This window comes from Methylocystis sp. (genome assembly GCF_051061225.1).
GTDB lineage: Bacteria > Pseudomonadota > Alphaproteobacteria > Rhizobiales > Beijerinckiaceae > Methylocystis.
Genome location: NZ_JBPFEB010000006.1, coordinates 58,692 through 80,841, shown reverse-complemented (window position 1 = coordinate 80,841; position 22,150 = coordinate 58,692). Strand labels below are relative to the sequence as shown.

Here is a 22,150-nt window from a genome sequence, read left to right as displayed (position 1 = left end):
TCCTATTTCAGATAGGCGCAGACGACCGCCGCGAGCAGGCAGCTCATGATTTCCGGGATCGCCGCCGACATCTCCTGTCCGGTCGTGAACACCGTGACGGATGCGGCGAGGCCGACAATGCAGGCGCCCATCAGCAAACGGGGAATGAAACCACCCATGGAAACCTCCATGCCTCCGCGCGCGTCGCGCGCGGATCGAAGGAGAAAGACGGATGAAACACTGAAACCAGACTGCGTATGCTCAATTCGAATTGAAGCGTCGTCCTGTTCAAAACCCTCCCGACCACGCTGTTTCGTCAGCCGCGCGCGCATCGCATCCCTGCCAATGACTGGCCATGTATGCGCAGAGCCGCGCCGCCAGTCGCGCCGCAAGGGTCGCGTCGTCCCGCACCAGTCTGAATCCGAGATTGCTCGGCGGCGTTCCGGCGGCGCAGCCGCCCGCGCTCGCGTCGCGGATGAAATCGGTGACATAGGCCCGGTGTTGTCCCTCCACGACCCGGACGCCGCAATTGACCACCGCGCGCGACCCATCTCCCCGGTCGAGCGACCGACGCGAAAAGCAGGTGTTCGTCCACTCCCAGACATTGCCCGAGAGATCGACGACGCCAAATTCATTGGCCCCGAAGGCGCCGACGCGCCGGGGCTGGCGTCCGAAGGAGGCGCCTGACGCTTCCCGTTCGTAACGCGCCAGCCATCGACGCGACGGATCGTCGGAGGCGGCGACCGGCAGGGCGTCGTCGTGGAATCGCGAGCCGGCCGCAAAGGCCCATTCCTCATCCGTGGGCAACCGCCACGACACGCCCGTCTCCTCGGAGAGCCAGCGCGCATAGGACGTCGCGTCCTCGAAGCTCACATTGACGGCGGGAAGATCGCGCGACGGCTCCGAGCCGTTCGGCCGGCAGGCGCCCGCCGCTGCGCAGCGCTGATACTCCGCCGCCGAGACCTGACGCGTCATGATGCGCAGCGGTTGGCTGCGCGTGATCGTCGCCTGCGGCGCGTTCACCGGGCGGCCGGCGAGACTGAACTCCCCCGCCTGACGATAGACGAAGGCGCGCGGCGGCAATTCGATCGTGTCGATCGCGGTCCCGCGCGACGAGGCGGCGCTCTCGTGAAGGCTCAGGGCGCCGGCGGCGATGACGCCGGGGAGAACCCATCTTGCAATCGGCATGACAGACTCACTCTTTGCTGAATGCGCTGTTCGCCTGAAAAAAAGGTCGTTTGCAAAACCGCGCGACGGCGCGCCCGCGCCTTAGCGGGCGCCGCCGTCAGGCGCGTCGGGCGTTTCGCCGGAGGCCGGAGCGGGCGGCTGGTCCCGCTTGCCGGCGGCGGGCGTCTCGCCGGGGACGACCGCCTTTCTGGCGAGCGTCTGCGGCGCGGCGGCCGCCGGTCTCAACGCGAGAGGAGCGGCGACGGCGGGCTTCGGGCGCGCCGCCGCCTGGCCCGGATGCGCAGGCGCCTTCGCCGACGCGACGGCCGTAATGGGCTGCGGGGCGGCGATCAGCGACATCAGCTCGTCGTTCCATTTGCCGCCGACCTTGAAATGCGCGGTGGCGCCGAGTTCAACGGCTTCGATGAGATTATGCGACAGATAGGCGTAGACGCCCGGCTGGCGGAAGGTGTAGAGCGCGGCTCCCGCGCTGCCGCCGCGAATGAACCAGGTCTCGAGGTCTTTTTGCGGCGGGTTGTGGAATTTGCCCGTCTCCCAGACATAATCGCCATGGCCGCCGATCAGATGCGGCCGGCTGTCGCGATTGGCCTGCGAATGCACGATCAGCACCGTCTCGCCGACATTGGCGGGCAAGGCGTTCTTTCCGGTGAGCGCGCCCACCTTCCCCTCGAAGACGACATGCGTGGGAACGAGCTTGCGCATGACGTCGAGCGTCTGCGGGAAATAATCGCCGATGGCGGTGATCTTGCGGAATTGCCCGTTCCCGTCGCGCGGGACGTAGAAATCATTCTCGCCGATGTAATAGACGCGGTCGTAATGCAGGCTTTTCCCGGTTTCGTCTTTCAGACCGTCGCGGGGCAGGACCATGACCGCGCCGCTCATGCCGGAAACGACATGCAGCGGGATCATCGAGCCGCCGGGCGCGCAATGATAGACGAAGACGCCGGCGCGCGTCGCTTTCCAGCGCAAGGTGACCTTCTCGCCGGGACTGACATGCGTCAGCCCGCCGCCGCCGAGCGCGCCCGTCGCGGCGTGGAAATCGATATTATGCTCCATCGTGTTGCTCGCCGGATTGACGAGCGTCGCCTCGACGATGTCGCCTTCGTGGACGACCAGGAGCGGCCCGGGGATCGAGCCGTTGAAGGTGGCGCCGGGAATCGTGGTGCCGGCCTCGTCGATGACGATGGGCTTTTCGATCACGGTCAGCGTGAATTCGACGATCTTCGGCTTGGCGGTCGTCGCCTGTTCATGCGCATGGACGAGCGGCGGCGTGACGAGCGTGACTTTCTCGCGTGTCAGAGCCTTCTCGTCTTCCGCGTGTGTCGAGGCCGGGCTGAGAAACAGCGCGGCGAGCCCAAGAAAAATCCTGACGGGCTTCATAACATGGCTCCCCAAACATTATTTTTGTTGTTGTGAAACGGATTGTCTTTTGTGCGAGCCTATGCCCGGAAATTGGCCCTATCAACCAAAAGTTGCGTGGCGCCATGCTGCGGCGCAATGGTCGCAGGGCCTCGGCGGAAACACGCCTGCACGGTTGTTGTAACTAAGAGTCACAATAAAAAGCGGTCGTCTGTTCGGAAATGGCCGTCCGGCCTGTCCCCATCAGGAGCAGGCGAAAGCGATCGCGGCGTTGCGGCAGGCGGCTGGCTCCACGTCGGCGGGCGGCCTGGCGCGTCCCTGCAAAGGTTCAGCGCTGGCCGCCGGTCAGGCTGGCGCGCGGGCTCAGTCGTCGCGCATCCAGAAATAGCCGAGGGTGGCGGCTCCAACCGCCAGAATCAGAACGAACAATCCGTATCCCGCCATGGCGTCCTCCCGGGGCGAGAGGGCCGCGCCAGCCTTGGGAAATGGCGCGGCCCCGATCGCCGGACTATCCCGAAGGGACGTCGCCCCCCGGCAATCTCCGCCAACTTCCCGTGCGCGGCGACGCGCCGCGACCGCGTTTTTCGCCAATCTCCCGGCAGAATCGACACGCGTCGCGGTGAAATTTACACAATCCCTGAAAGGCGCTAGCCTCGCCCCCCTCCTTGCGAGAAGACGGACGCCCGCCTTGCCGAACGAATTCCTTGGAATTTTCATCGTCTCCTGCGTCGCGGTGCTCGCGCCGCTGCTCAACCGCGCCGTCCTCGCGCATGTGCCGATCGTCGCCATCGAGCTGGTTCTCGGCGTGCTGATCGGCCCGAGCGTCGCGGGTCTTGTCGAGACCGACCCGGCGATCTCGTTCCTCGGCAAGCTCGGGCTGCTGTTCCTGTTCTTTCAGGCCGGCTTCGAATTCAAGCTGCGCGAGGTCGGCGCGCAGGCGCTGCGCGTCGGCGCAATGGCCTGGCTCGTCTCCTTCGGCGCGGCCATCGTCATCTCCCTGCTGTTTTACGCCGCCGGTCTGGTGAGCGCGCCCTTGCTCGTCGCCATCATCCTGCCGACGACCGCCTTTGGCGTGCTCCTGCCGATGCTGCGTCAGGCGGGCGAAGTCGAGACCGAGTTCGGACATTATGTTCTGGCGGCCGCCGCCATCGGCGAGATCGGGCCGCTGCTGCTGGCCTCGGTGGCGCTCGCCCCGCAGAACCATCATTTCCATCAGAGCCTGCTGAGCCTGCTGTTTCTCTGCGTCGCCCTGGCGGGCGTGCTGCTGCTGGCGAGACTGCGCTCGCACCGGCTCACCGCGCTGATCGTGCGCCTGCTCGGCAAGGGGGACATCCTCCCCGTTCGCGTCGCCATCCTGTTGCTTCTGGGCTTCGTCTCGCTCGCCGGCAGATTCGGGATGGAGACGGTGATCGGCGCCTATTTCGCGGGGCTCTCGGTCGCCCTGCTCGTCGACGGCACGCGGGCGCAGGCGCTCGAAGAGCGGCTGACGACCATCGACTCCGGCTTCCTCGCGCCCATCTTCTTCATCGCCAGTGGCATCGAATTCGATCTGCGCGCGCTCGTCGCCTCGCCCGCGAGCCTCGCGCTCTTCGCGCTGTTCTGCGTGGCCTTCCTTGTCATCCGCACGGCGCCGCTGTTCCTCTACAGGGGGCTCCTGCCCGCGCGCGACCTGCCGGCGCTGGCGCTGCTCGCCTCGACGACGCTCCCGCTCGTGGTCGCGATCAGCTATCTCGGCCTGCGCATCGGCGCGCTGGCGCCGGGCGACGCCTCGGCGCTGGTCGGCGCGGCGGTCGTGACGGTCACGGTGTTTCCCACGCTCGCCCTCACCTTCCGGGCCGCCAGCCGCGCCGCGCAGCCGCCGGGACCGCTCGAAAGCGTCGTCGCGAAACTGGCGGACGGCAATGCGGCGCAGGCGGAGAGGCTTTTCGCGCGCGTGCAGCAGATGCGGCGCTGACCGACACGTCGCGACGCCTGTGGAAACTACGGGGTCGGAGGCGAAGGCGCGCGCCCTATCTTCCGGCGATGAACCAGACACCGCCCAAACGACCCCGCTCCGAAGCGGACAGCGCCAACCAGCACCGCCGGGACGCCCGCGCGGCCCGGCACCGGCGCATCGCGGCCGGAGAGACGCCCGGCCTGTTCGTGGCCGGCGGCAAGCGCCTGCGCCCCGAGATCGAGGCGATGATCCGCGCCGCCGTCGCCGAACGCGGGCGCGACGCGCGCCCGAACGGGTAGCCGATCAGCCGACGCGACAAGAGCCCGTCCCTCCCCCACGCGGGGGCGGGGCGAGCTTTTGCGCTCACGGCGCATGCGGGCTGATCTGCGTCTGCGCGCCGGGCGCGAAAAAGACGGAGCGGGTGGAGAAGGTGTAATCGCCCTCCATCGCCATGCTGGCCATGAACACCAGCACCGCCAGCGGCGGAATGAGAATCGCGCTGACCAGCGCGAGGCGCTCCCAGGCCATGTGCATGAAGACGGCGACGATCAGGCTCGCCTTGGCCATCATGAAGAAGACGATGAGCCCCCAGCGCAGATTGCCGTGCAGGTTGAAATAATCGACGAGATAGGAGCAGGCGCTCAGCACGAACAGAAGCACCCAGACCGTCAGATAGAGGCCGATCGGGTGCTGCTGTCCGTGGACCTCCCTGACCGGCGCCTCCTTGCCGTGCGCGGCCGCGTCGCGCCCGCCCGCGGGCGCAAGGTCCGCCACTTCGCCTTCAGCCGTTTTCATCCGTCCTCTCCTCGCGCGCGGATTTCACCAAAGATAGAAGAACGCAAATATGAAAACCCAGACGAGATCGACGAAGTGCCAGTAGAGGCCCATGATTTCGACGATTTCATAGCGCCCCCTGCGGCTCGTGAAAAAGCCGCGCCGCCCCTTGTCGTAATCGCCGCGCCACACCGCGCGGGCGATGAGGAGCAGGAAGATCACGCCCATGGACACATGGAATCCGTGAAAGCCCGTGATCATGAAGAAGGAGGCGCCGAATTGCGCCGCGCCAAAGGGGTTGGCCCAGGGGCGCACGCCCTCCCGGATGAGCGTCGTCCATTCGAACGCCTGCATGCCGACGAAGGCGGCGCCGAAGAAGGCCGTCACCAGCATCAGCGCCGCCGCCTTCCGGCGCTCGCGCGCATAGGCGAAATTCACCGCCATGGCCATGGTGCCCGAGCTGGTGATGAGATCGAATGTCATGATGGCGATGAGGATGAGCGGGATCTTCCTGCCGCCGATCTCCAGCGCGAAGATTTCGCTGGGGTTCGGCCAGTCGACCGTCGTCGACATGCGCACCGTCATATAGGAGATGAGGAAGCAGGAGAAGATGAAGGTGTCGCTGACGAGGAAGATCCACATCATCGTCTTGCCCCAGGACGCGCTCTTGAACGAACGCTGATCCGAGGCCCAGTCGGCGACGACGCCCCTCACCCCCGTGGGGCGTTCCTGCCCGGCCTGCGACCCATGCGACCCATGCGACCCGTGCGTTTCGGCGGTCATGGCGCGATCCTCACGACAAGATGCGTCGGCAGATGGCGCCGAAACCGTCCGCCCAGCCGATGAGCAGGACAAGCAGCAGCAGCCAGACGCCGAGAAGGAAATGCCAGTAGAGCGCGCAGAGCCCGATGCGTTCGGAGAGCACTTTCGCGCTGGCGCGCCGCCACGCCGAGGCGCCGACGCGGGCGAGCGCCACGAGCCCGCCCGCGACATGCAGCCCATGCGCGCCCGTCAGCAGGAAGAAGAAGGCGTTGGCGGGATTTTGCGCGGCGTAGAAGCCTTCCGCGACCATCTCCCGCCAGGCCCAGAGCTGGCCGGCGAGAAAGAGGGCGCTGGCGACGCCGCCCGCCGCGAGCGCGCGCCGCATGGGCGCCGCCGCGCCCGCCCGCGCCTCCCGCCGCGCGACCTCCAGCGCCGCGCTGCCGGCGATGAGCAAGGCCGTGTTGATCCACAGGATGCGCGGCAGCGGCGGCGGCGCCCAGTCCGGCGACCCCATGCGCATGAAGAAGGCCGCGCTCATCAGCGAGAACAGGCAGAGCGCGACCGCGAGAAAGATCGTCAGCCCCGCCCGCGCGGCCTGCGGCGCCTCGCCGCCGCCGCGCCGCGCCGGAGCCTCGCCCTCGTGCAGCCATGGCGCCTCGGTCACGCCCTCGCGCCACAGCCACAGCGCCGCGCCAAAGGCGACGACGACGAAATACAGTCCCATGACGCTCATGTGGCGTGCTCTCCCTTCAGCGGCGGGGCGTTCTGGGGCAGATAATCCTGCGGCGCGCCGGGCACGCTATAGGCGTAGGGCCAGCGATAGACGATCGGCAGCTCCTTGCCCCAATTGCCATGGCCCGGCGGCGTTTCCGGCGTCTGCCATTCGAGCGAGGCCGCGCGCCACGGATTGCCGCCGGCGACCGCGCCATGTCTCAGGCTGTGGATGGCGTTGTAGAAGAACAGGAGCTGCGACACGCCGACGAAGAGCGCCATGGCGGTCATGAAGATGTTCAGCCCCACGACCGAATGGGTCAGAAAGGCCGCGTCGCCCAATTCGTAGAAGCGGCGCGGCACGCCGACGAGCCCGAGATAATGCATGGGAAAGAAGATGGCGTAGGCGCCGAGGAAGGTGATCCAGAAATGGATCTTGCCGAGGCGCTCGTCCATCATCCGTCCGGTGATCTTGGGATACCAGTGGTAGATGGCGCCGAAGATCACCAGAACCGGCGCGATGCCCATCACCATGTGAAAATGCGCCACGACGAAGAGCGTCGCCGAGAGCGGCACGTCGACGATGACATTGCCGAGATAAAGCCCGGTGATGCCGCCATTGACGAAGGTGACGAGGAAGCCCAGCGCGAAGAGCATCGGCGTGGTGAAATGAATGTCGGCGCGCCACAGCGTCAGCGCCCAGTTATAGACCTTCATCGCGGTCGGCACGGCGATGGCGAGCGTGGTGACGGCGAAGAAGAAGCCGAAGATCGGGTCCATGCCGCTGACATACATGTGATGGCCCCACACCACCATGCTCAGCACGCCGATGGCGAGGATCGCCCAGACCATCATGCGATAGCCGAAGATGTTCTTGCGCGCATGCACGCTGATCAGATCGGAGACCATGCCGAAGGCCGGCAGGGCGACGATATAGACTTCCGGATGGCCGAAGAACCAGAAGAGATGCTGGAACAGGATCGGGCTGCCGCCGCTGTAATTCTTCTGTTCGCCCATCTCCACCATCTCCGGCATGAAGAAGCTCGTGCCCAGCGTGCGGTCGAGCAACAGCATGACGCAGGCGACGAAGAGACCCGGAAAGGCTAGCAGCGCCATCACCGCCGCGGTGAAGATGCCCCAGACGGTGAGCGGCATGCGCATCAGCGTCATGCCGCGCGTGCGGCCCTGCAACACCGTGACGACATAGTTGAGCCCGCCCATGGTGAAGCCGATGATGAACAGGATGAGCGAGGCGAGCATCAGCACGATGCCACAGTCGCGGCCCGGCGTGCCGGAGAGAATGGCCTGCGGCGGATAGAGCGTCCAGCCCGCGCCCGTCGGCCCGCCGGGAACGAAATAGCTCGCGGTGAGCACCAGCACCGCGAGGAGATAGACCCAGTAGCTCAGCATGTTGACGAAGGGAAACACCATGTCCCGCGCGCCGACCATGAGCGGAATGAGATAATTGCCGAAGCCGCCGAGAAAGATCGCGGTCAGCATGTAGACGACCATGATCATGCCGTGCATGGTCACGGCCTGGTAATAGACCGTGGCGTCGATGAAGGGGATCGCGCCGGGAAAGGCGAGCTGAAGCCGGATCACCCATGACAAAACCAGCGCCAGCAGGCCGATCGCGATGGCGGTGCAGGCGTATTGGATCGCGATGACCTTCGCGTCCTGCGAAAACACATATTTCGTGAGCCAGCTCGTCGCATGGTAGAGCTCGACCTCCTCGACCTCCTGCGGCGGAACGCTGATCGGAATGTCGGTCATAAAGCTTTATCTCCCGAGGCTCGATCCAGTCTGAACAACCGTTGTTTTCATGTCCCCGCCGGCATCGCCATGGCGGCTCTGCGCAAAGCTCTGCTGGGCGGCGAGCCATTTACGGTAGTCGCTCTCCGGCTCCACGACGAGCATGCCGCGCATCTGCGGATGGCCGACGCCGCAATAGGCGACGCAGAGAATTTCGAATTGTCCCGCCTTCGTCGGCGTGAACCAGAAATAGGTCTCCATGCCGGGAACCAGATCCATCTTGGCGCGGATCTGCGGCACGTAGAAATCATGCAGCACGTCGATCGAGCGCAGCAGAACCTTCACCGGCGTTCCCAGCGGCACATGCAGCTCGCCGGCGCTGATGATGAGATCGTCGCGCCCGTGCGGGTCGGCGGGGCTCACGCCCAGCGCATTGTCGCCGGAGATGTAGCGCACGTCGGTGGCGCCGAAGCGCCCGTCCGCGCCTGGCAGGCGGAAGCTCCAGTTCCATTGCACGCCCACGGCCTCGACCTGCGCGGCGTCCGGCGGCGGCGTGATGAAGCGTCCCCAGACCAGAAGCCCCGGCGCCAGCAAGGCGATGACGGCGAGCGTGGTGACGCCGCCCAGCGCAAGTTCGAGCTTGCGGTTCTCGGGCTCATAGGTCGAGCGACGGCCCGCCTCGTGGCGAAAGCGATAGAGGCAATAGGACATGAACAGAATGACGGCGACGAAGCCGAAGCCCGTCACCCAGAAGGTGAGCGCCATGGTGTCGTCGATGAAGCCCCAGTTGGAGGCGATCGGCGGCGCGCGCCACGGGCTCAGGAAATGAAAGACGAGCGACGCCACGACGACGAGAACCATGACCAGAGCGACGAGCACGCGCGCCTCCACGGGGTTTCCATCTGCAATTAGGAGCCGCGGCCGCGCTGGCAACCGCTCGGCTGCCTGCCTGACGCACTTTCAGATCGGCAGGACCGCCGCGCTCACGGCGCCATAGACGGCGCGCGCCGCATGATGCGGGCTGAAGGAATAGACAAGGAAGGAGCCGACCGAGACGACAGTGGCGACAATGATGAGCTGTCCGAGAAAATTGGTCGCGGCGTGTTTCGCTCTTGGCCTCGACAGCGCCAGAAGCGCGATCAGTCCGACAAAGGCGCTCAGCAGCGCGGTGAGGTAGAGGGATTCGACGGAAATCATGGCTTGGGCTCCAGCGGCGCGTGCAACTGTGACGCAAGTGCTTAACGAGCCAGCAGGCGGAAAGGTCCTTGCGAGCCCCCTCCCTGTCCCTCCCCCGCCTTCGCGGGAGAGGGGACGCTCACGATCCGCACTCTCGATGAAGGCCCCAGGCTCCTCCCTCTCCCGCGAAGCGGGGGAGGGACAGGGAGGGGGCTTCCCGAACGCTATCGCAGAACGAGAACGGGGCAGGTCGCGCGCTTGACGATGGCGCTGGCGTTGGAGCCGATGAGAAAGCGCTCGACGCCCGGACGATGCGAGCACAGGACGATCACGTCGCTGCCCCAGCTCTCCGCTTCGGCGAGAATGTTCTGATCGACCGGCCCGAACAGCAAGGCGGTCGAGATGCGTTCGGGCGGGCGATCGAGGCCCGATGCGACGGCCGCAAGCTCGGATTCGAGTCCGCGCCGGATGACCTCGTCGAAATCCTCCTTCGTGTAGTCGAGCCCGGCGATGGGCGTCAGCGACTGCACGTTGACGAGGCGGATGTCGGCGTCGAAGGCGTTGGCGAGGGCTTCGGCGTAGCCGACCGCGCGCGAGGTCATACCGGGCTCGGCGAGATCGATCGGCGCGAGAATTTTCGAAAACATCATGCGCCTCCTTGGCCGCGACACCTTGTCTCAAACGCGGGCGGATGGCGCGCGGTTCCGCGAGCGGGCCGCGCCGCCGCCGCCGCACAGCCGCTCAGGCAGGCCCGAAACGCGCCGTGAAATGACGCAGGAACGGCGCCTGCCGAATGATGCGATGCGGACGGATCGCGTCGCGGGCGCGGTGAACCATGGCGATGGTTTCGACCACATAGTCGAAATGGCTCTGCGTATAGACGCGGCGCGGAAAGGCGAGGCGCACCAGCTCGTGCGGCGCGGGCGTCTCGGAGCCGTCCGCGCCTCTCGCGCCAAACATCACGCTGCCGAGTTCGACGGCGCGCACGCCGCCTTCGACATAGAGCGCATTGACGAGGCCGATTCCCGGATAGTCGCGCGGCGCGAGATGCGGACAGAAGGCGGCGGCGTCGAGAAAGACCGCGTGGCCGCCGGCCGGCTGCACGATCGGCACGCCGAGCGCCGTCAACGCGCCGGCGACATATTCCACCGTCGCATGGCGATAGCGCTGGTAATCGGGGTCGAGCGCCTCCATCAGCCCGACCGCGATCGCTTCGAGATCGCGTCCGGCAAGGCCGCCATAAGTCGGAAAGCCCTCGGTGAGAATGAGCAGATTGCGAAACTCATCCGCCCAGCCGTCATCGTGGCAGGCCAGGAATCCGCCGATATTGGCGAGACCGTCCTTCTTGGCGCTCATCGTTGCGCCGTCGGCGAGCGAGAACATCTCCTGCGCAATTTCGAGAAGGCTGTTTCGCGCCTGGCCCGGTTCGTTCTCGTGAATGAAGAAGGCGTTTTCGGCGAAGCGGCAGGCGTCGATGATCAGCGGCTTGCCATGTCGGTCGAGGACCGACCTCACGGCGCGGATGTTTTCGAGCGACACCGGCTGGCCGCCGCCGCTGTTGTTCGTCACGGTGATCATGCAGAAGGGAACATGTTCTCCGCTCTCGCTGTCGAGAAGCCGCTCCAGCGCGGCGACGTCCATGTTGCCCTTGAAGAGCGTCGGCGCGTGCAGGTCGCGGCTCGCCTCGCAGGGCAGGTTGACCGCCTGCGCGCCGACATATTCGATGTTGGCGCGGGTGGTGTCGAAATGGCCGTTGTTGGGAACGACGTCGCCCGCGCGCAGCCGCGTCGCCGCGAGAATGCGCTCGGCGGCGCGGCCCTGATGGGTGGGGAAGATATGCCGGAAGCCGGTGATCTCGCGCACGGTCCGTTCGAAGGCGCGCCAGGAGGAGCTGCCCGCATAGCTTTCGTCGCCCCGGATCATCGCCGCCCATTGCCGGTCCGACATGGCGCCCGTGCCGCTGTCCGTCAGCAAGTCGATGGTGACGCGATCCGCGTCGAGCAGAAACACATTGTGGCCCGCCTCGGCCAGACAGGCCTCGCGATCGCCGCGCGCCGTCAGTGGCAGGGCTTCCGTCATCTTGATGCGGAACGGCTCGATGATGGTCTTCACGAAACGCCCTCTCGGATCAGGCGGAAACGCATCCGGAGCGCCTGGTGTTCCCGCCGGTTCGCGGACCGTCTCCCCTTGTGAGAGGGCGGGCGTGAGGGGCAAGCCGACACAGCTTGAGTCTGCGCGGTTTTGCCCTATAATCTGACCGGAAAACCCGGCAGATCAACCGACACGCCCGAGCGACCATGGCCCCGACGAAACAGCGCGGCGCGCCCGCCGCCAGGAAGCCCGCCTCCACCGCCCGCCGCGCCCCTGCGGCGGCCGCCGTCGACGCGCCGCTGGTCGCGACGCTGATGAACCATCGCGGCCTCGTCGCCATCGACAGCGTGACGGACGCCTTCGGCATGTCGCGGGGCCAGCTCGCGCAGACGATCGGCGTGAGCCGGGAGGCGCTCCACAAGGTGGCGCGGGTCGAGGCCCCGAGGACGCAGACGCGTCTCAGGGAGATGCTCGAAATCGTTTCGCGCGTCGCCGCCTGGGCCGGCGGCAAGGAACAGGCCATGGCCTGGTATCGCGCCCAGCCGATCGCCGCCTTCGGCGGCCGCACGGCGGAAGCGCTGGTGAAGGACGGACGCGCGGCGGCGCTGCGCGACTACCTCGATCATCTGGCGCAGGGCGGCTTTGCGTGAGAGTGCGCGGCGCCTGTTACCGGGCGCATGATCCGCGCTGGTCCTTCGCGCCGCTGTCGGGAGAGGGGGCCGCGATCCGCGGCGCGCGCTTCAATCCGAAGGGCGTCCCGGCGCTCTATCTCGCCCGCGCCATCGTGACGGCGGTCAAGGAGATCAGCCAGGGCTTCGCCCGCAAGATCGAGCCCTGCGTGCTCTGCGCCTATGAGGTGGATTGCGCCGACGTCGCCGATCTGCGCACGCAGGCGGCGCGGGAGGCGGCGGGCGTCTCCTTCGAGGACATGGCCTGCGCCTGGTTTTTCGATCTCTCCGAGGGGCGCGAGCCCGCGTCCTGGCGGGTCGCGCGGGGGCTCATGGAGGCGGGCCATTCCGGCGTGCTGGTCCCGAGCTTTGCGCCCGGCGCGACGGCGGAGGACGAGAATCTCGTCCTGTGGCGGTGGAGCGACCGCCTCCCGCACAAGGTGTCCGTCCATGATCCCAGCGGGCGGCTGCCGAAGGATCAGCTTTCCTGGCGATAGGCGCCGCCCCGCGATTTGCGGCGTCAGCCCTTGCCCGCGGCATAGGCCAGCGCCTCGGCGCGGCGGCTCGCGGGGAAGAGCCGCACCTCGCCGCCATGCCGCCCGGCTTCCGCCAGCATGTCGTCGGGCGCGACGAGCGCGACGCGCGCGAAGGCCGGGGCCGGCGCCGCGGCGGCGGCGGCGAGTCCGCGCATCAGTTCGGCGAGATATCCGTCGAAATCGGGGTCGATCACCACCACGAGGCCCGCCGCCGCGTCGGGCTGCGCGGCGGCGAGCGCCTGGGCGACATCGGCGGCGACGACCACGCCAGTGGCGCGCAGGCCACGAACGCCGGGCGGCGTCTCGGCCAGGGATTCAAGCATCGTCGCTGCTCCTTGTTTTGCGGTCGGGCATGGATGGTTTCGCCGGCGCGCGGCGGCGTCAAGGCGTAACCCGGTCGAAATGAGCGGCGACGGGGGGTGCTCAAAACGAGCAGGTAGGCGCTGGCAAGCTTGGCGGGAGCGTGGTCAACTCGCGGCGGAACGGCGAAAACGCCGTCGCAAGGAGAGAAGCGTCGATGAAAGTCAAGTTCGTCACCGTGTTAGCCGCGTCGATGGGCGCGCTGTTCGCCATCACCGGCGCGTCGGCGCATGCGCTCGTGAGCCCCGTGACCGTGCGGTCCGGCCCCGGCATTCAGTGGCCGACCATTGCGAAGATCCCGGCCAACGCCGACGTCAACGTCTCGGGCTGCTATTCGGGCTGGGGCGGCGGCTGGTGCGCCGTGTCGTGGAAGAAGGTGAAGGGCTATGTGCAGGCCGGCGCCCTCGCGCCGTCGGGCTCCAGCGACGTCATCGTCGCGCCGATCGTGACGATCGACCACGTCAATCTTCGCAAGGGTCCGGGCTCCAACTGGCCGTCGCTCGCGGTCGTGCCGTCGGGAACGCAGGTCGACGTCGCCTATTGCTCGCAGGGCTGGCTCTACGGCTGGTGCAAGGTCCAGTATGAAGGCCAGACGGGCTTCGTCAACGGCCTCGTGCTGCGCCGGCAGGATGCGCCCTACAGCACCACCTTCTACTGAGACGGCCCGGCCGGCTCGGGTCTCGTCCAACGACCGATGCGGGGCGGCGCCGCGCCGGCCCCGCAAGAGCGAGCGGCGTGCCTGTCACGCCGCTTTTGCTTTTTCGCGGCAAGGCTCCTGCTTGCGGGCGCGGGCGGCGCGGGCGATGGTCCCGCAATTGCAGCGGCAATGGCAGCCCCGCTGCGGGGCGCCCGTCGGATTGAGTGGAGAGACAGATGCAGAAGCAATTTGACATGTTCATGCTGGAGGCCCCGGACGTTCTGGCGGTGCATTGGGGATGGCCCATCGCGCTCGGCCTCGTCATCGCCCTGCTCGGCATTGTCGCGATCTGGAAGGCGGGCGCGGCGACGATCCTCTATGTGCGCCTCCTCGGCCTGCTGACGCTCGTCAGCGCGGCGGCGGTGCTCGGCTTTTCGGTGACGCTCGCGGGCTTCTGGACGGAATATTTCGTGCATGTGCTGTGGGCCATGCTGATCGGCCTCGTGGGGCTCATCATGCTGCTGCGTCCGGCGGCGGGCGCTGAAGCGATCACCCTGATGGCGGCGGTCTATTTCCTCATCTCCGGCGTGCTGACGATCTGGTTCGCGCACGCCGGCCATGTCGACAATCTGTGGATTTATGTTGCGGAAGGGCTGATCAATCTGGGGCTCGGCGCGCTGTTGCTCGCGGGCTGGCCGCTGACGGGCCTGTGGGCGATCGGAACCTTCATCGGCGTCGACATGCTGTTCAAGGGCTGCGCCATCATCGCGCTCGGGCTGAGCCTGCGCGCCATTTCGGCGTGAGTTGGAGACATCACATGCGCAGTCTGAAGGCTTATCTCGCGACGTCCCAGGCGCTCGACATCGTGCTGGCGGTCATTCTGGCGGCGGCGATCGTCAAGCTGGTGGATTCGGTCGTCATCGACATCGTGACGCCGCTGATCAGCCATTTCTTCGGCGCCGGCCGCGACATGGCGAATTATTTCATCCCGCTCGTTCCCGGCACGCACAGCGACATGACCTATGAGGAGGCGCGCAAGATCGGGGCGGTCATCGGCTATGGTCAGTTCATCATCGCGCTGGTCTATTTCATCATCGTGGCGACGCTCGTCGGCCTCGTCGTGAGCGGCCTGCGCAAGGAGAAGAACGCCGGGTGACATTGAGGCGGTGTTTGTGGTCAGGCCCCATCATGGACGTTGCGGCCTGAACCCCACCCGGCGGTCTTCGACCGCCGACCTCCCCGTGAAGGGGAGGTATGGGGATCGCGCCGCAGGATGGGCTACATCGGCTTCAAAGCGACGCATGCAATTCGTGGATGCTGAACAGCCTCAGCTCGTCCGTCCAGACGCGCCCGGGCGTCCAGCCCGCCGGGCGCGCGATGTCGCGAAACGCGTCAATCGTGAATTTGTAAGCGTTCTCGGTGTGGATCGTTTCACCGCGCGCGAAGTCGAACCGGCTGTCGCGCACCCGCGCCCGCTGATCCCTCAAACTGACCAGACGCATTTCGACGCGGCCCTCGTCGGCGTCGTAGATCGCCTGATGACGGAAAGCGGAAAGATCGAAATCGGCGTCGATTTCCCTGTTGATGCGCGACAGCAGATTGAGGTTGAACGCGGCGGTGACGCCCTGCGCGTCATCATAGGCGGCGAGAAGCCGCCGGGCGTCTTTCCTGAGATCGACGCCGACGATCAGCCGTCCCTGCGGCGCGAGCGTCTCGCGCATGGCGCGCAGCAGCCGCATCGCTTCGGGCGGCGCGAAATTGCCGATCGTCGAGCCGAGAAAAAATCCGAGTTTCCCGCGTTCCGCGAGATCGGCGGGAAGATGGATCGGATGTGAAAAATCAGCCGGCAGCGGCCGGATGGGCAGATCGGGAAACCGCCCTTGCAGACGTCGCGCCGAAGCGGCCAGAAAGCTTTCGCAGATATCGACTGGCGCATAGGCGTACAGCCCGCGCGCTTGGCGCAGGAGAATTTCCGTCTTCACGCTCGCGCCCGAGCCGAATTCGACGAGAACCGTTTCCGCGCCGAGCATGCGCGCCGCATGCGCGTCGAGAAGGGCGGTCTCGACGCGGGTGAGGTAATACTCCGGCTGCCGCGTAATCTCCTCGAACAGCGCGCTCCCGGTTTCGTCGTAGAGGAAGCGGCACGGCAGGCTCTTGCACGGCCGCGACAACCCCTCCAGCACGCTCGCGAGGAAATCGTCGTTCGGCGAGGCGCGCGCCGCCGCGCGTGACGCCGTCATCAGCAAGCCTCCGAGGCGAGGCGCAGGCCGGTGAATTGCCAGCGCTGATGCGGATAGAAGAAGTTGCGGGAGGTGGCGCGAACATGGCCTGCCGGCGTCACGCAGGAGCCTCCGCGCAGCACATGCTGATTGACCATGAACTTCCCATTATATTCGCCCAGCGCGCCCTTGGGAGCGACATAACCCGGATAGGGCAGATAGGCGCTCTGCGTCCATTCCCAGACATCGCCGAACATCTGACGCAGCATGCCCGGCCGTTCGGTCGACGCCGGCCGTGGACGCAATGCGCCCGTGGCGAGACTGTTCCCGTCTCGTGAGGATGGTCCCGCCGCGATCTCCCATTCGGCTTCGAGCGGCAATCTTTTGCCCGCCCAGCGCGCGAAGGCGTCGGCTTCGTAATAGCTCACATGCGCGACAGGCGCTTCGGGATCGAGCGGCTGCAAACCGTCGAGCGACATTTCAAACCACGCATGATCGTGCGACTCCCAATAGAGCGGCGCGCGCCAGCCTTCGCGCTGCACGGCCGCCCAGCCGTCCGACAGCCACAGAAGCGGCGTCTCATAGCCATGGTCGTCAATGAAATCGACCCATTCCGCATTGGCGACCAGACGATCCGCGAGGCAAAAAGGGCGCAACAGCACGCCGTGACGGGGACGTTCATTGTCCCATGCGAAGCTGTCGCCCGCATCGCCGATCTGAAAGATTCCGCCGTCGAAATCGACCCAGCGGACAGGCGCGCGCGGAGCGCTGGGCGCGCGCGGCGGCGGGGCGCGATAGGCCGGGCGGAGCGGATTCGCCGCGAACAGCGCGAGAATATCCGTGAGCATCAACTCCTGATGCTGCTGCTCGTGATGCAGCCCGGTTTCGGCGACACCCGCCCAGGCGGAACAGGGCGCGCCATCTCCGGCGATCAGCCGAGCAAGCGCCGCGTCCACATGCGCGCGATAGGCGATGATCCGGTCGAGCGGCGGGCGCGTGAGCAGGCCGCGTTTCGGTCTGGCGTGACGCGCGCCAAGCGACTCGTAATAGGAGTTGAAGCAATAGGCGAAGGCCGCGTCGAACATCTGATAGCCGGGCAGATGCGGCGCCAGCACGAAGGTTTCGAAGAACCAGCTCGTATGGGCGAGATGCCATTTCGTCGGGCTGGCGTCGTCCATCGCCTGCACCGCCATGTCCTCGGCGCCGAGCGGCGCGATCAGCGCCATGGAGAGGTTGCGCGTCTCGCGCAGGCGCGCGCCGAGCCGCTGTCTAGATGCTTCAGCAGGGGCGGGCGCGCGCGGCGTCATTCGCGTCCGTATCCCTTCACGCACAGCACGCCGCCGATCAGCAGGAAGATCGCTCCGACGATGGGAAGCACACTGTGCAGAGAAGGGCCGGCATGCGTCATGATCCGCGCCAGTTGCACGGGAAAGACCATGCGGATCAGCCCGACGATCACCGACAGCCAACCGATCAGGGTGATGAGCACGGGCCAGCCGCCCTCCCAGCGATTGTGGAAATAGACAATGGCGAGCCCCGGCGTGAAAGCGGCGTAGCCGGCGAGAATGATCAGCATTGGGCTGCGGGACAGTTCGTCGATCATCGCCGGCATGTCGCCGAGATTGACGAGAAGCATCAGCGCCGTGGCGACGAGCGTCGGCCCGAGCAGGGCGGCGATGGTTTTCGAGACCGACATATCGCGCGGCGTCGACGTCGATGGCATGTCCTTCCCCTTGTCTTCGCGAGAGCGCGTCCCGGGCGCATGGCGTCAGGCAAGGGATGATGTAGCGCCCGCGGCCGGGTTGTCATCTTGTGGAATATGCTTCAGCTCAAGCATTCAAAAACCGGATGCGCTTGTCTGGAACGCGGGCTTGCAATCGCATACGATGGCGCAAGCTCGGTCGCGACCAGTCGCAACAACTGGAAAGCAGGAAACAGAACATGGCCCTCAAGGCTTTTGACAGCGCCTGGAAGACGGCGGGCGCGGCGATCGTCGTTGCGGCGGCGCTCGTGGCGGCGACGGCGACGGCGCTTCCGTTGTTTTCGCAGGCCGCGCCGATCAAGGTCGGCATTCTGCACTCGCGCTCCGGCCCCATGGCGATCAGCGAGAATTCGATGGTCGACGCGGAACTGCTGGCGATCGACGAACTCAACGCCAGTGGCGGCCTGCTCGGCCGCAGGATCGAACCCGTCATCGCGGATGGAAAGTCCGACTGGCCGACCTTCGCCAAGGAGGCCGAGCGCCTCATCACGCAGGAAAACGTCTCGGTGATCGTCGGATGCTGGACCTCGGCAAGCCGCAAGACCGTCGCGCCCGTGATCGAGAAATACGGTCAGTTGATGATCTATCCGATGGCCTATGAGGGTCTCGAACAGTCTCCCAACATCATCTACACCGGCGCGGCTCCCAACCAGCAGGTAATTCCGGCGGTCAAATGGAGTCTCGACCACATCGGCAAGCGCTTCTATCTCATCGGCTCCGATTATGTCTGGCCGCACAGCATCAATGAAATCATGAAGGATACGATCCGCGCGCTCGGCGCGGATCTCGTCGGCGAGGATTACATCTTCTTTGGCAGCTCGAACGTCGCCGGCGCGGTGGAGAGAATAAAGGCCGCGCGGCCGGATGTGGTGATCAGCTCGGTCGTCGGCGATTCCAACAAGGCTTTCTATCAGGCGCTGACCGACGCCGGATTGACCGCGCAGAAACTTCCCGTTGTCTCCGTCAGCATCGGAGAGGAGGAGCTGCGCAGCCTGCCGATCGCCAGCCTTCAGGGTCATTACAGCGCCTGGAATTATTTCGAGTCGATCAAGACAGCGGAAAACGAGCGATTCATTCGCGCTTTCCGGGCGAAATACGGGGAGAACCGCGTCACCAGCGATGTGATCGCCACCTCCTATTTCAGCGTGCGCCTGTGGGCGAAGGCGGTGCAGGAGGTGCAGTCGCTCGACGTGCAGCGCGTCAAGACGACGATGCTGACCGAAACGCTCGACGCGCCGGAGGGGCTGGTCTCGGTCGATCCCTATACGCAGCATAGCTGGCGCTCCTTCTCCATCGGCAAGATTCGTCCCGATGGGCAGATCGAACTCGTCTGGACCGTGAACCATCCGATCCGTCCGGTTCCCTATCCTCCCTATCGCACCAAGGCGGAATGGGACGCCTTCCTCGCCGCCATGTACAAGCGCTGGGGCGGCCGCTGGGCGAATCCCACGGAGGTCAACTGATCCATGAAACTGTTGCGCCTCAATCCGCTGCGCGGCTCCATCGGAGCCAAGATCATCTTCTGGTTTCTTGCGATCAACGTCGTTTCCTGCGCCCTGCTGGCGTGGCGCACCTATGACATTTCGCGCGGCTCGCTCGAACAGACCGTGCAAACCTCGCTCCAGGTCGTCGCCAAGAAGAAGGTGGAGCAACTGGAGAATCTGACGCTCGAAAAGATCAGAAGCGTCGAATCGCTCATGCACAGTCCCTCGATCAGCGAGGCGGTGCGCGATCTCTCCGACGCCATCGGCGCGCAGGGCAGGGACTCGGACGTCTATCGTCAGGCCGTCGCGAAGCACGGCCCCGCGCTCGGCCAGATCGCGGACACATTCAACTATGTCGATTGCGCGCTGATCTCGCCCGCCGGCGAGACGCTGTTCGATCAGGCGGGAACGCAGGTTTTCAAGACGAATCTGCTGAAGGGCGCGCAACCGGCGACCAATCTCTCCGAGACGATCGACCGCGCGCGCACGCTGCTCCAGGCCGAAATCTCCGCCTTCGAAATCTATCCGGGACTCGACGAGCCGGCGGCCTTCATCGCCGGGCCGGTTCTCGATCATGGCGTGGTGATCGCCGTCGTCGTCTTCCGGCTCAAGAATGAGGAGCTTTATGGCGCGATCAACGATTACACCGGTCTCGGCGAAACCGGGGAAGTGCTCGTCGCCGCCCGGCTCGATCCGGGTCAGATGGTCGTCGTCAACCCGTTGCGACATGACGCCTCGAAGCCCTTCAGCATTCGCACGCCGCTCGCCAGCGGCGCCTTTCCCGTTCTCGCGAAAGCGCTCGCGGGCGTTCATGGCTCCGGTCTCTTCGACGATCGCGAACACAGGCCCGTCGTCGCCTCATGGACCTATGTGCCCTCGTTTCGATGGGGCATGGTCGTGCAGCAGCAAACCTCGGAGGCCTTTGCGCTGATCCGCGCCCAGAGAGACGCGACGCTCTGGCTGCTGCTGTTCATGATCCCGCCGATCATCGTTCTCGCCATGGCCGTGGCGCGCACGATCACGAAGCCGATCAAGACCGCCGTCGGCGTGGCGGAGACCGTCGCCGGCGGCAATCTCGACGTGAAGTTCGAAATCAGGAGCCGCGACGAGACGGGCCATCTGCTGACGGCGATCCGCTCCATGACCGTGGAGCTGCGCGAGCTTTACGGCTCCATGGAGGACAAGATCCGCGCCCGCACGCGCGAGCTTCAGCTCGCCAATGAGGAATTGTCGATCGCGCGGGTGGCGGCCGAGGAGGCAAGCAAGACGAAGAGCGCCTTTCTCGCCAATATGAGCCACGAATTGCGCACGCCGCTCAACGCCATCATCGGCTACAGCGAGATGCTTCAGGAAGACGCGCTCGACAAGGGCGACGAGGAGCCCATCGATGATTTGAAGAAGATCGAAAGCGCGGGACGGCATCTGCTCGGACTGATCAACGACATTCTCGATCTCTCGAAGATCGAGGCCGGCAAGATGGAAGTGTTCATCGAGACGATCGACGTCGCGCCGCTGGTGCGGGAAGTCGTCTCCATCGTGCACCCGCTGGCCGAGAAGAACGGCAACGCGCTGGAGCTGAGCTGCCCGGACGACGCGGGCGTGTTTTCTTCCGATGAAACGAAAGTCAAGCAGTGCCTGCTCAACCTCATGAGCAACGCCAACAAGTTCACCAGCAACGGCCATGTCCGGCTGAGCGTCGCGCGCGACGCGCAGGGCGCCGTGACGTTTTGCGTCTCCGACACCGGCCTCGGCATGACGGAGGAACAGCTCGGCAGGCTCTTCCAGGCCTTCACCCAGGCCGACGCCTCGACCACCAAGCGCTTTGGCGGCACGGGATTGGGGCTGGCGATCACAAGGCATTTCTGCACCGCTCTGGGCGGAGACATTGCCGTGGAGAGCGCGCCCGGCAAGGGCTCGACCTTCACCATCACTCTGCCGGATCAGCGGCGCGCCGAAGAGAAGCGCAAGGCGGAGCCAGACGCCTCGCTCTCCCACGCAACGATCCTCGTCGTCGACGATGACGGGACGGCGCGCGATCTGCTGACGCGCACGCTGGAAAACAGGGGCTATCGCGTCATCACCGCGCGCAACGGGCTGGAGGCGCTGGCGATGGCGCGACAATACAGGCCGCAGGCGATCACGCTCGACGTGATGATGCCGCAGCTCGACGGTTGGGGCGTGCTCAAGCAGCTCAAGGAAGACCCGGAGCTGCGCATGATCCCCGTCATCATGGTGACGATCCTCAACGAGCGCGGGCTGGCGATTCCGCTCGGCGCGGCGGAGCTGCTTCCCAAGCCCATCGATCGCCAGCGCCTGACGGCCCTGCTGGACGCTTATTGTGGCGGCTCGAAGGATCGGCGGGTGCTCGTCGTCGAGGACGATCCCGCGACGCGCGAGCTGCTGTGTCGCTCCGTGGCGGCCATCGGCTATCAGGCCGACGCCGCCGTGAACGGGCGGGACGGGCTCGACTGGCTCGCCGCGCATCCGGCGCCCGATCTCGTCCTTCTCGATCTGATGATGCCGCATCTCGATGGCTTCGGCTTTCTGCGCGAGCTGCGCAAGGATCACGCCTATGACCGGCTGCCCGTCATCATCGTCACCGCGAAGGAGCTGACCGACGAGGATATCAAGAAGCTCCACGAGCTTCGCGCCGAGATCATCACCAAGGATCACGACTATCTTGAAGAACTGGTCGGGATCATGCGTCACTCTCTCACGATCGACGAATCGCGCGCGGCCGTTGAGACCAACTGATT

The 22,150-nt window shown here is 65.8% G+C and carries 24 protein-coding genes and 1 pseudogene; 9 read left to right on the top strand and 16 right to left on the bottom strand.

From position 1 onward, the window contains the following. Positions 1-2 precede the first annotated feature (2 nt). The 4 genes and pseudogenes from ACR652_RS02380 to ACR652_RS02365 all read right to left on the bottom strand — a co-directional run bounded on the left by ACR652_RS02380 (position 3) and on the right by ACR652_RS02365 (position 3,117). Positions 3-158: a hypothetical protein gene (locus tag ACR652_RS02380; RefSeq protein WP_434504922.1), complete on the bottom strand. Its 156-nt coding sequence runs from the start codon at positions 156-158 to the stop codon at positions 3-5. A 109-nt stretch (positions 159-267) separates the two neighbouring features. After that, positions 268-1,167 (bottom strand): SUMF1/EgtB/PvdO family nonheme iron enzyme, encoded by a 900-nt coding sequence (locus ACR652_RS02375; protein WP_434504921.1) that lies wholly within the window; start codon positions 1,165-1,167, stop codon positions 268-270. 303 nt (positions 1,168-1,470) lie between these two features. Next, positions 1,471-2,547, bottom strand: a pseudogene (gene nirK / locus ACR652_RS02370) (copper-containing nitrite reductase); the annotation flags it as partial. Between the two features lie 342 nt (positions 2,548-2,889). Further along, the gene (locus tag ACR652_RS02365; protein WP_434504920.1) at positions 2,890-3,117 is read right to left on the bottom strand and encodes a hypothetical protein; all 228 of its coding nucleotides are present in this window, start codon (positions 3,115-3,117) and stop codon (positions 2,890-2,892) included. A 97-nt stretch (positions 3,118-3,214) separates the two neighbouring features. Here ACR652_RS02365 and ACR652_RS02360 point away from each other — a divergent pair, with 97 nt between their 5' ends. Both ACR652_RS02360 and ACR652_RS02355 read left to right on the top strand, forming a co-directional pair. Continuing rightward, positions 3,215-4,480, top strand: coding sequence for a cation:proton antiporter (locus ACR652_RS02360; protein WP_434504919.1), 1,266 nt, complete (start codon positions 3,215-3,217; stop codon positions 4,478-4,480). A 68-nt stretch (positions 4,481-4,548) separates the two neighbouring features. Then, entirely contained in the window at positions 4,549-4,761 is a 213-nt protein-coding gene (locus tag ACR652_RS02355) for a hypothetical protein (protein WP_434504918.1), read from the top strand. Positions 4,762-4,825: 64 nt separating this feature from the next. On the opposite strand, the gene ACR652_RS02350 is transcribed toward ACR652_RS02355, so the two are convergent. The 8 genes from ACR652_RS02350 to ACR652_RS02315 all read right to left on the bottom strand — a co-directional run bounded on the left by ACR652_RS02350 (position 4,826) and on the right by ACR652_RS02315 (position 11,749). Next, entirely contained in the window at positions 4,826-5,257 is a 432-nt protein-coding gene (locus ACR652_RS02350) for a cytochrome C oxidase subunit IV family protein (RefSeq protein ID WP_434504917.1), read from the bottom strand. A 24-nt stretch (positions 5,258-5,281) separates the two neighbouring features. Further along, positions 5,282-6,019, bottom strand: a complete 738-nt coding sequence (locus ACR652_RS02345) for a heme-copper oxidase subunit III family protein (protein WP_434504916.1) — start codon at positions 6,017-6,019, stop codon at positions 5,282-5,284. 10 nt (positions 6,020-6,029) lie between these two features. After that, positions 6,030-6,731, bottom strand: coding sequence for a cytochrome c oxidase subunit 3 (locus ACR652_RS02340; protein ID WP_434504915.1), 702 nt, complete (start codon positions 6,729-6,731; stop codon positions 6,030-6,032). Beyond that, on the bottom strand, positions 6,728-8,482 hold the full coding sequence (locus ACR652_RS02335; RefSeq protein ID WP_434504914.1) for a cytochrome c oxidase subunit I: 1,755 nt from the start codon (positions 8,480-8,482) through the stop codon (positions 6,728-6,730). Before ACR652_RS02335 ends, ACR652_RS02340 begins: the two co-directional genes overlap by 4 nt. 6 nt (positions 8,483-8,488) lie before the next feature. Beyond that, positions 8,489-9,340 (bottom strand): cytochrome c oxidase subunit II, encoded by an 852-nt coding sequence (locus ACR652_RS02330; RefSeq protein WP_434504913.1) that lies wholly within the window; start codon positions 9,338-9,340, stop codon positions 8,489-8,491. Positions 9,341-9,421: 81 nt separating this feature from the next. Next, positions 9,422-9,658, bottom strand: a complete 237-nt coding sequence (locus ACR652_RS02325) for a hypothetical protein (protein ID WP_434504912.1) — start codon at positions 9,656-9,658, stop codon at positions 9,422-9,424. Positions 9,659-9,861: 203 nt separating this feature from the next. Continuing rightward, positions 9,862-10,287: a universal stress protein gene (locus ACR652_RS02320; protein WP_434504911.1), complete on the bottom strand. Its 426-nt coding sequence runs from the start codon at positions 10,285-10,287 to the stop codon at positions 9,862-9,864. Positions 10,288-10,378: 91 nt separating this feature from the next. Continuing rightward, positions 10,379-11,749, bottom strand: coding sequence for a tryptophanase (locus ACR652_RS02315; RefSeq protein ID WP_434504910.1), 1,371 nt, complete (start codon positions 11,747-11,749; stop codon positions 10,379-10,381). Positions 11,750-12,042: 293 nt separating this feature from the next. On the opposite strand from ACR652_RS02315, the gene ACR652_RS02310 reads away from it, so the two are divergent. Further along, positions 12,043-12,378: an antitoxin Xre/MbcA/ParS toxin-binding domain-containing protein gene (locus ACR652_RS02310; RefSeq protein WP_434504961.1), complete on the top strand. Its 336-nt coding sequence runs from the start codon at positions 12,043-12,045 to the stop codon at positions 12,376-12,378. Beyond that, on the top strand, positions 12,375-12,893 hold the full coding sequence (locus ACR652_RS02305; RefSeq protein WP_434504909.1) for an RES family NAD+ phosphorylase: 519 nt from the start codon (positions 12,375-12,377) through the stop codon (positions 12,891-12,893). Before ACR652_RS02310 ends, ACR652_RS02305 begins: the two co-directional genes overlap by 4 nt. Positions 12,894-12,916: 23 nt before the next feature. On the opposite strand, the gene ACR652_RS02300 is transcribed toward ACR652_RS02305, so the two are convergent. After that, positions 12,917-13,255 carry a hypothetical protein gene (locus tag ACR652_RS02300; protein ID WP_434504908.1) on the bottom strand — a complete coding sequence of 113 codons (339 nt, stop codon included), beginning with the start codon at positions 13,253-13,255 and terminating at the stop codon, positions 12,917-12,919. 194 nt (positions 13,256-13,449) lie between these two features. Here ACR652_RS02300 and ACR652_RS02295 point away from each other — a divergent pair, with 194 nt between their 5' ends. From ACR652_RS02295 to ACR652_RS02285, 3 genes are all read left to right on the top strand, one after another. Then, positions 13,450-13,950, top strand: coding sequence for an SH3 domain-containing protein (locus tag ACR652_RS02295; protein ID WP_434504907.1), 501 nt, complete (start codon positions 13,450-13,452; stop codon positions 13,948-13,950). Positions 13,951-14,165: 215 nt separating this feature from the next. Next, positions 14,166-14,732, top strand: coding sequence for an HdeD family acid-resistance protein (locus ACR652_RS02290; protein WP_434504906.1), 567 nt, complete (start codon positions 14,166-14,168; stop codon positions 14,730-14,732). Positions 14,733-14,746: 14 nt separating this feature from the next. After that, positions 14,747-15,085, top strand: coding sequence for an MscL family protein (locus ACR652_RS02285; RefSeq protein ID WP_434504905.1), 339 nt, complete (start codon positions 14,747-14,749; stop codon positions 15,083-15,085). 133 nt (positions 15,086-15,218) lie between these two features. Here ACR652_RS02285 and egtD read toward each other — a convergent pair whose 3' ends face one another. From egtD to ACR652_RS02270, 3 genes are read right to left on the bottom strand one after another with little or no spacing between them, the layout of a single operon-like run. Beyond that, a complete protein-coding gene (egtD, locus tag ACR652_RS02280) occupies positions 15,219-16,169 on the bottom strand; it encodes an L-histidine N(alpha)-methyltransferase (RefSeq protein ID WP_434504904.1) in 951 nt (316 codons plus the stop codon). Then, positions 16,169-17,455: an ergothioneine biosynthesis protein EgtB gene (gene egtB / locus ACR652_RS02275; protein WP_434504903.1), complete on the bottom strand. Its 1,287-nt coding sequence runs from the start codon at positions 17,453-17,455 to the stop codon at positions 16,169-16,171. Before egtB ends, egtD begins: the two co-directional genes overlap by 1 nt. Next, a complete protein-coding gene (locus ACR652_RS02270) occupies positions 17,452-17,871 on the bottom strand; it encodes a hypothetical protein (protein WP_434504902.1) in 420 nt (139 codons plus the stop codon). Before ACR652_RS02270 ends, egtB begins: the two co-directional genes overlap by 4 nt. Before the next feature lie 218 nt (positions 17,872-18,089). Here ACR652_RS02270 and ACR652_RS02265 point away from each other — a divergent pair, with 218 nt between their 5' ends. Together ACR652_RS02265 and ACR652_RS02260 are read left to right on the top strand one after the other, a co-directional pair. Continuing rightward, positions 18,090-19,373: an urea ABC transporter substrate-binding protein gene (locus tag ACR652_RS02265; protein WP_434504901.1), complete on the top strand. Its 1,284-nt coding sequence runs from the start codon at positions 18,090-18,092 to the stop codon at positions 19,371-19,373. Positions 19,374-19,376: 3 nt separating this feature from the next. Continuing rightward, the gene (locus tag ACR652_RS02260; RefSeq protein ID WP_434504900.1) at positions 19,377-22,148 is read left to right on the top strand and encodes a response regulator; all 2,772 of its coding nucleotides are present in this window, start codon (positions 19,377-19,379) and stop codon (positions 22,146-22,148) included. The last annotated feature ends 2 nt before the right edge of the window (positions 22,149-22,150 follow it).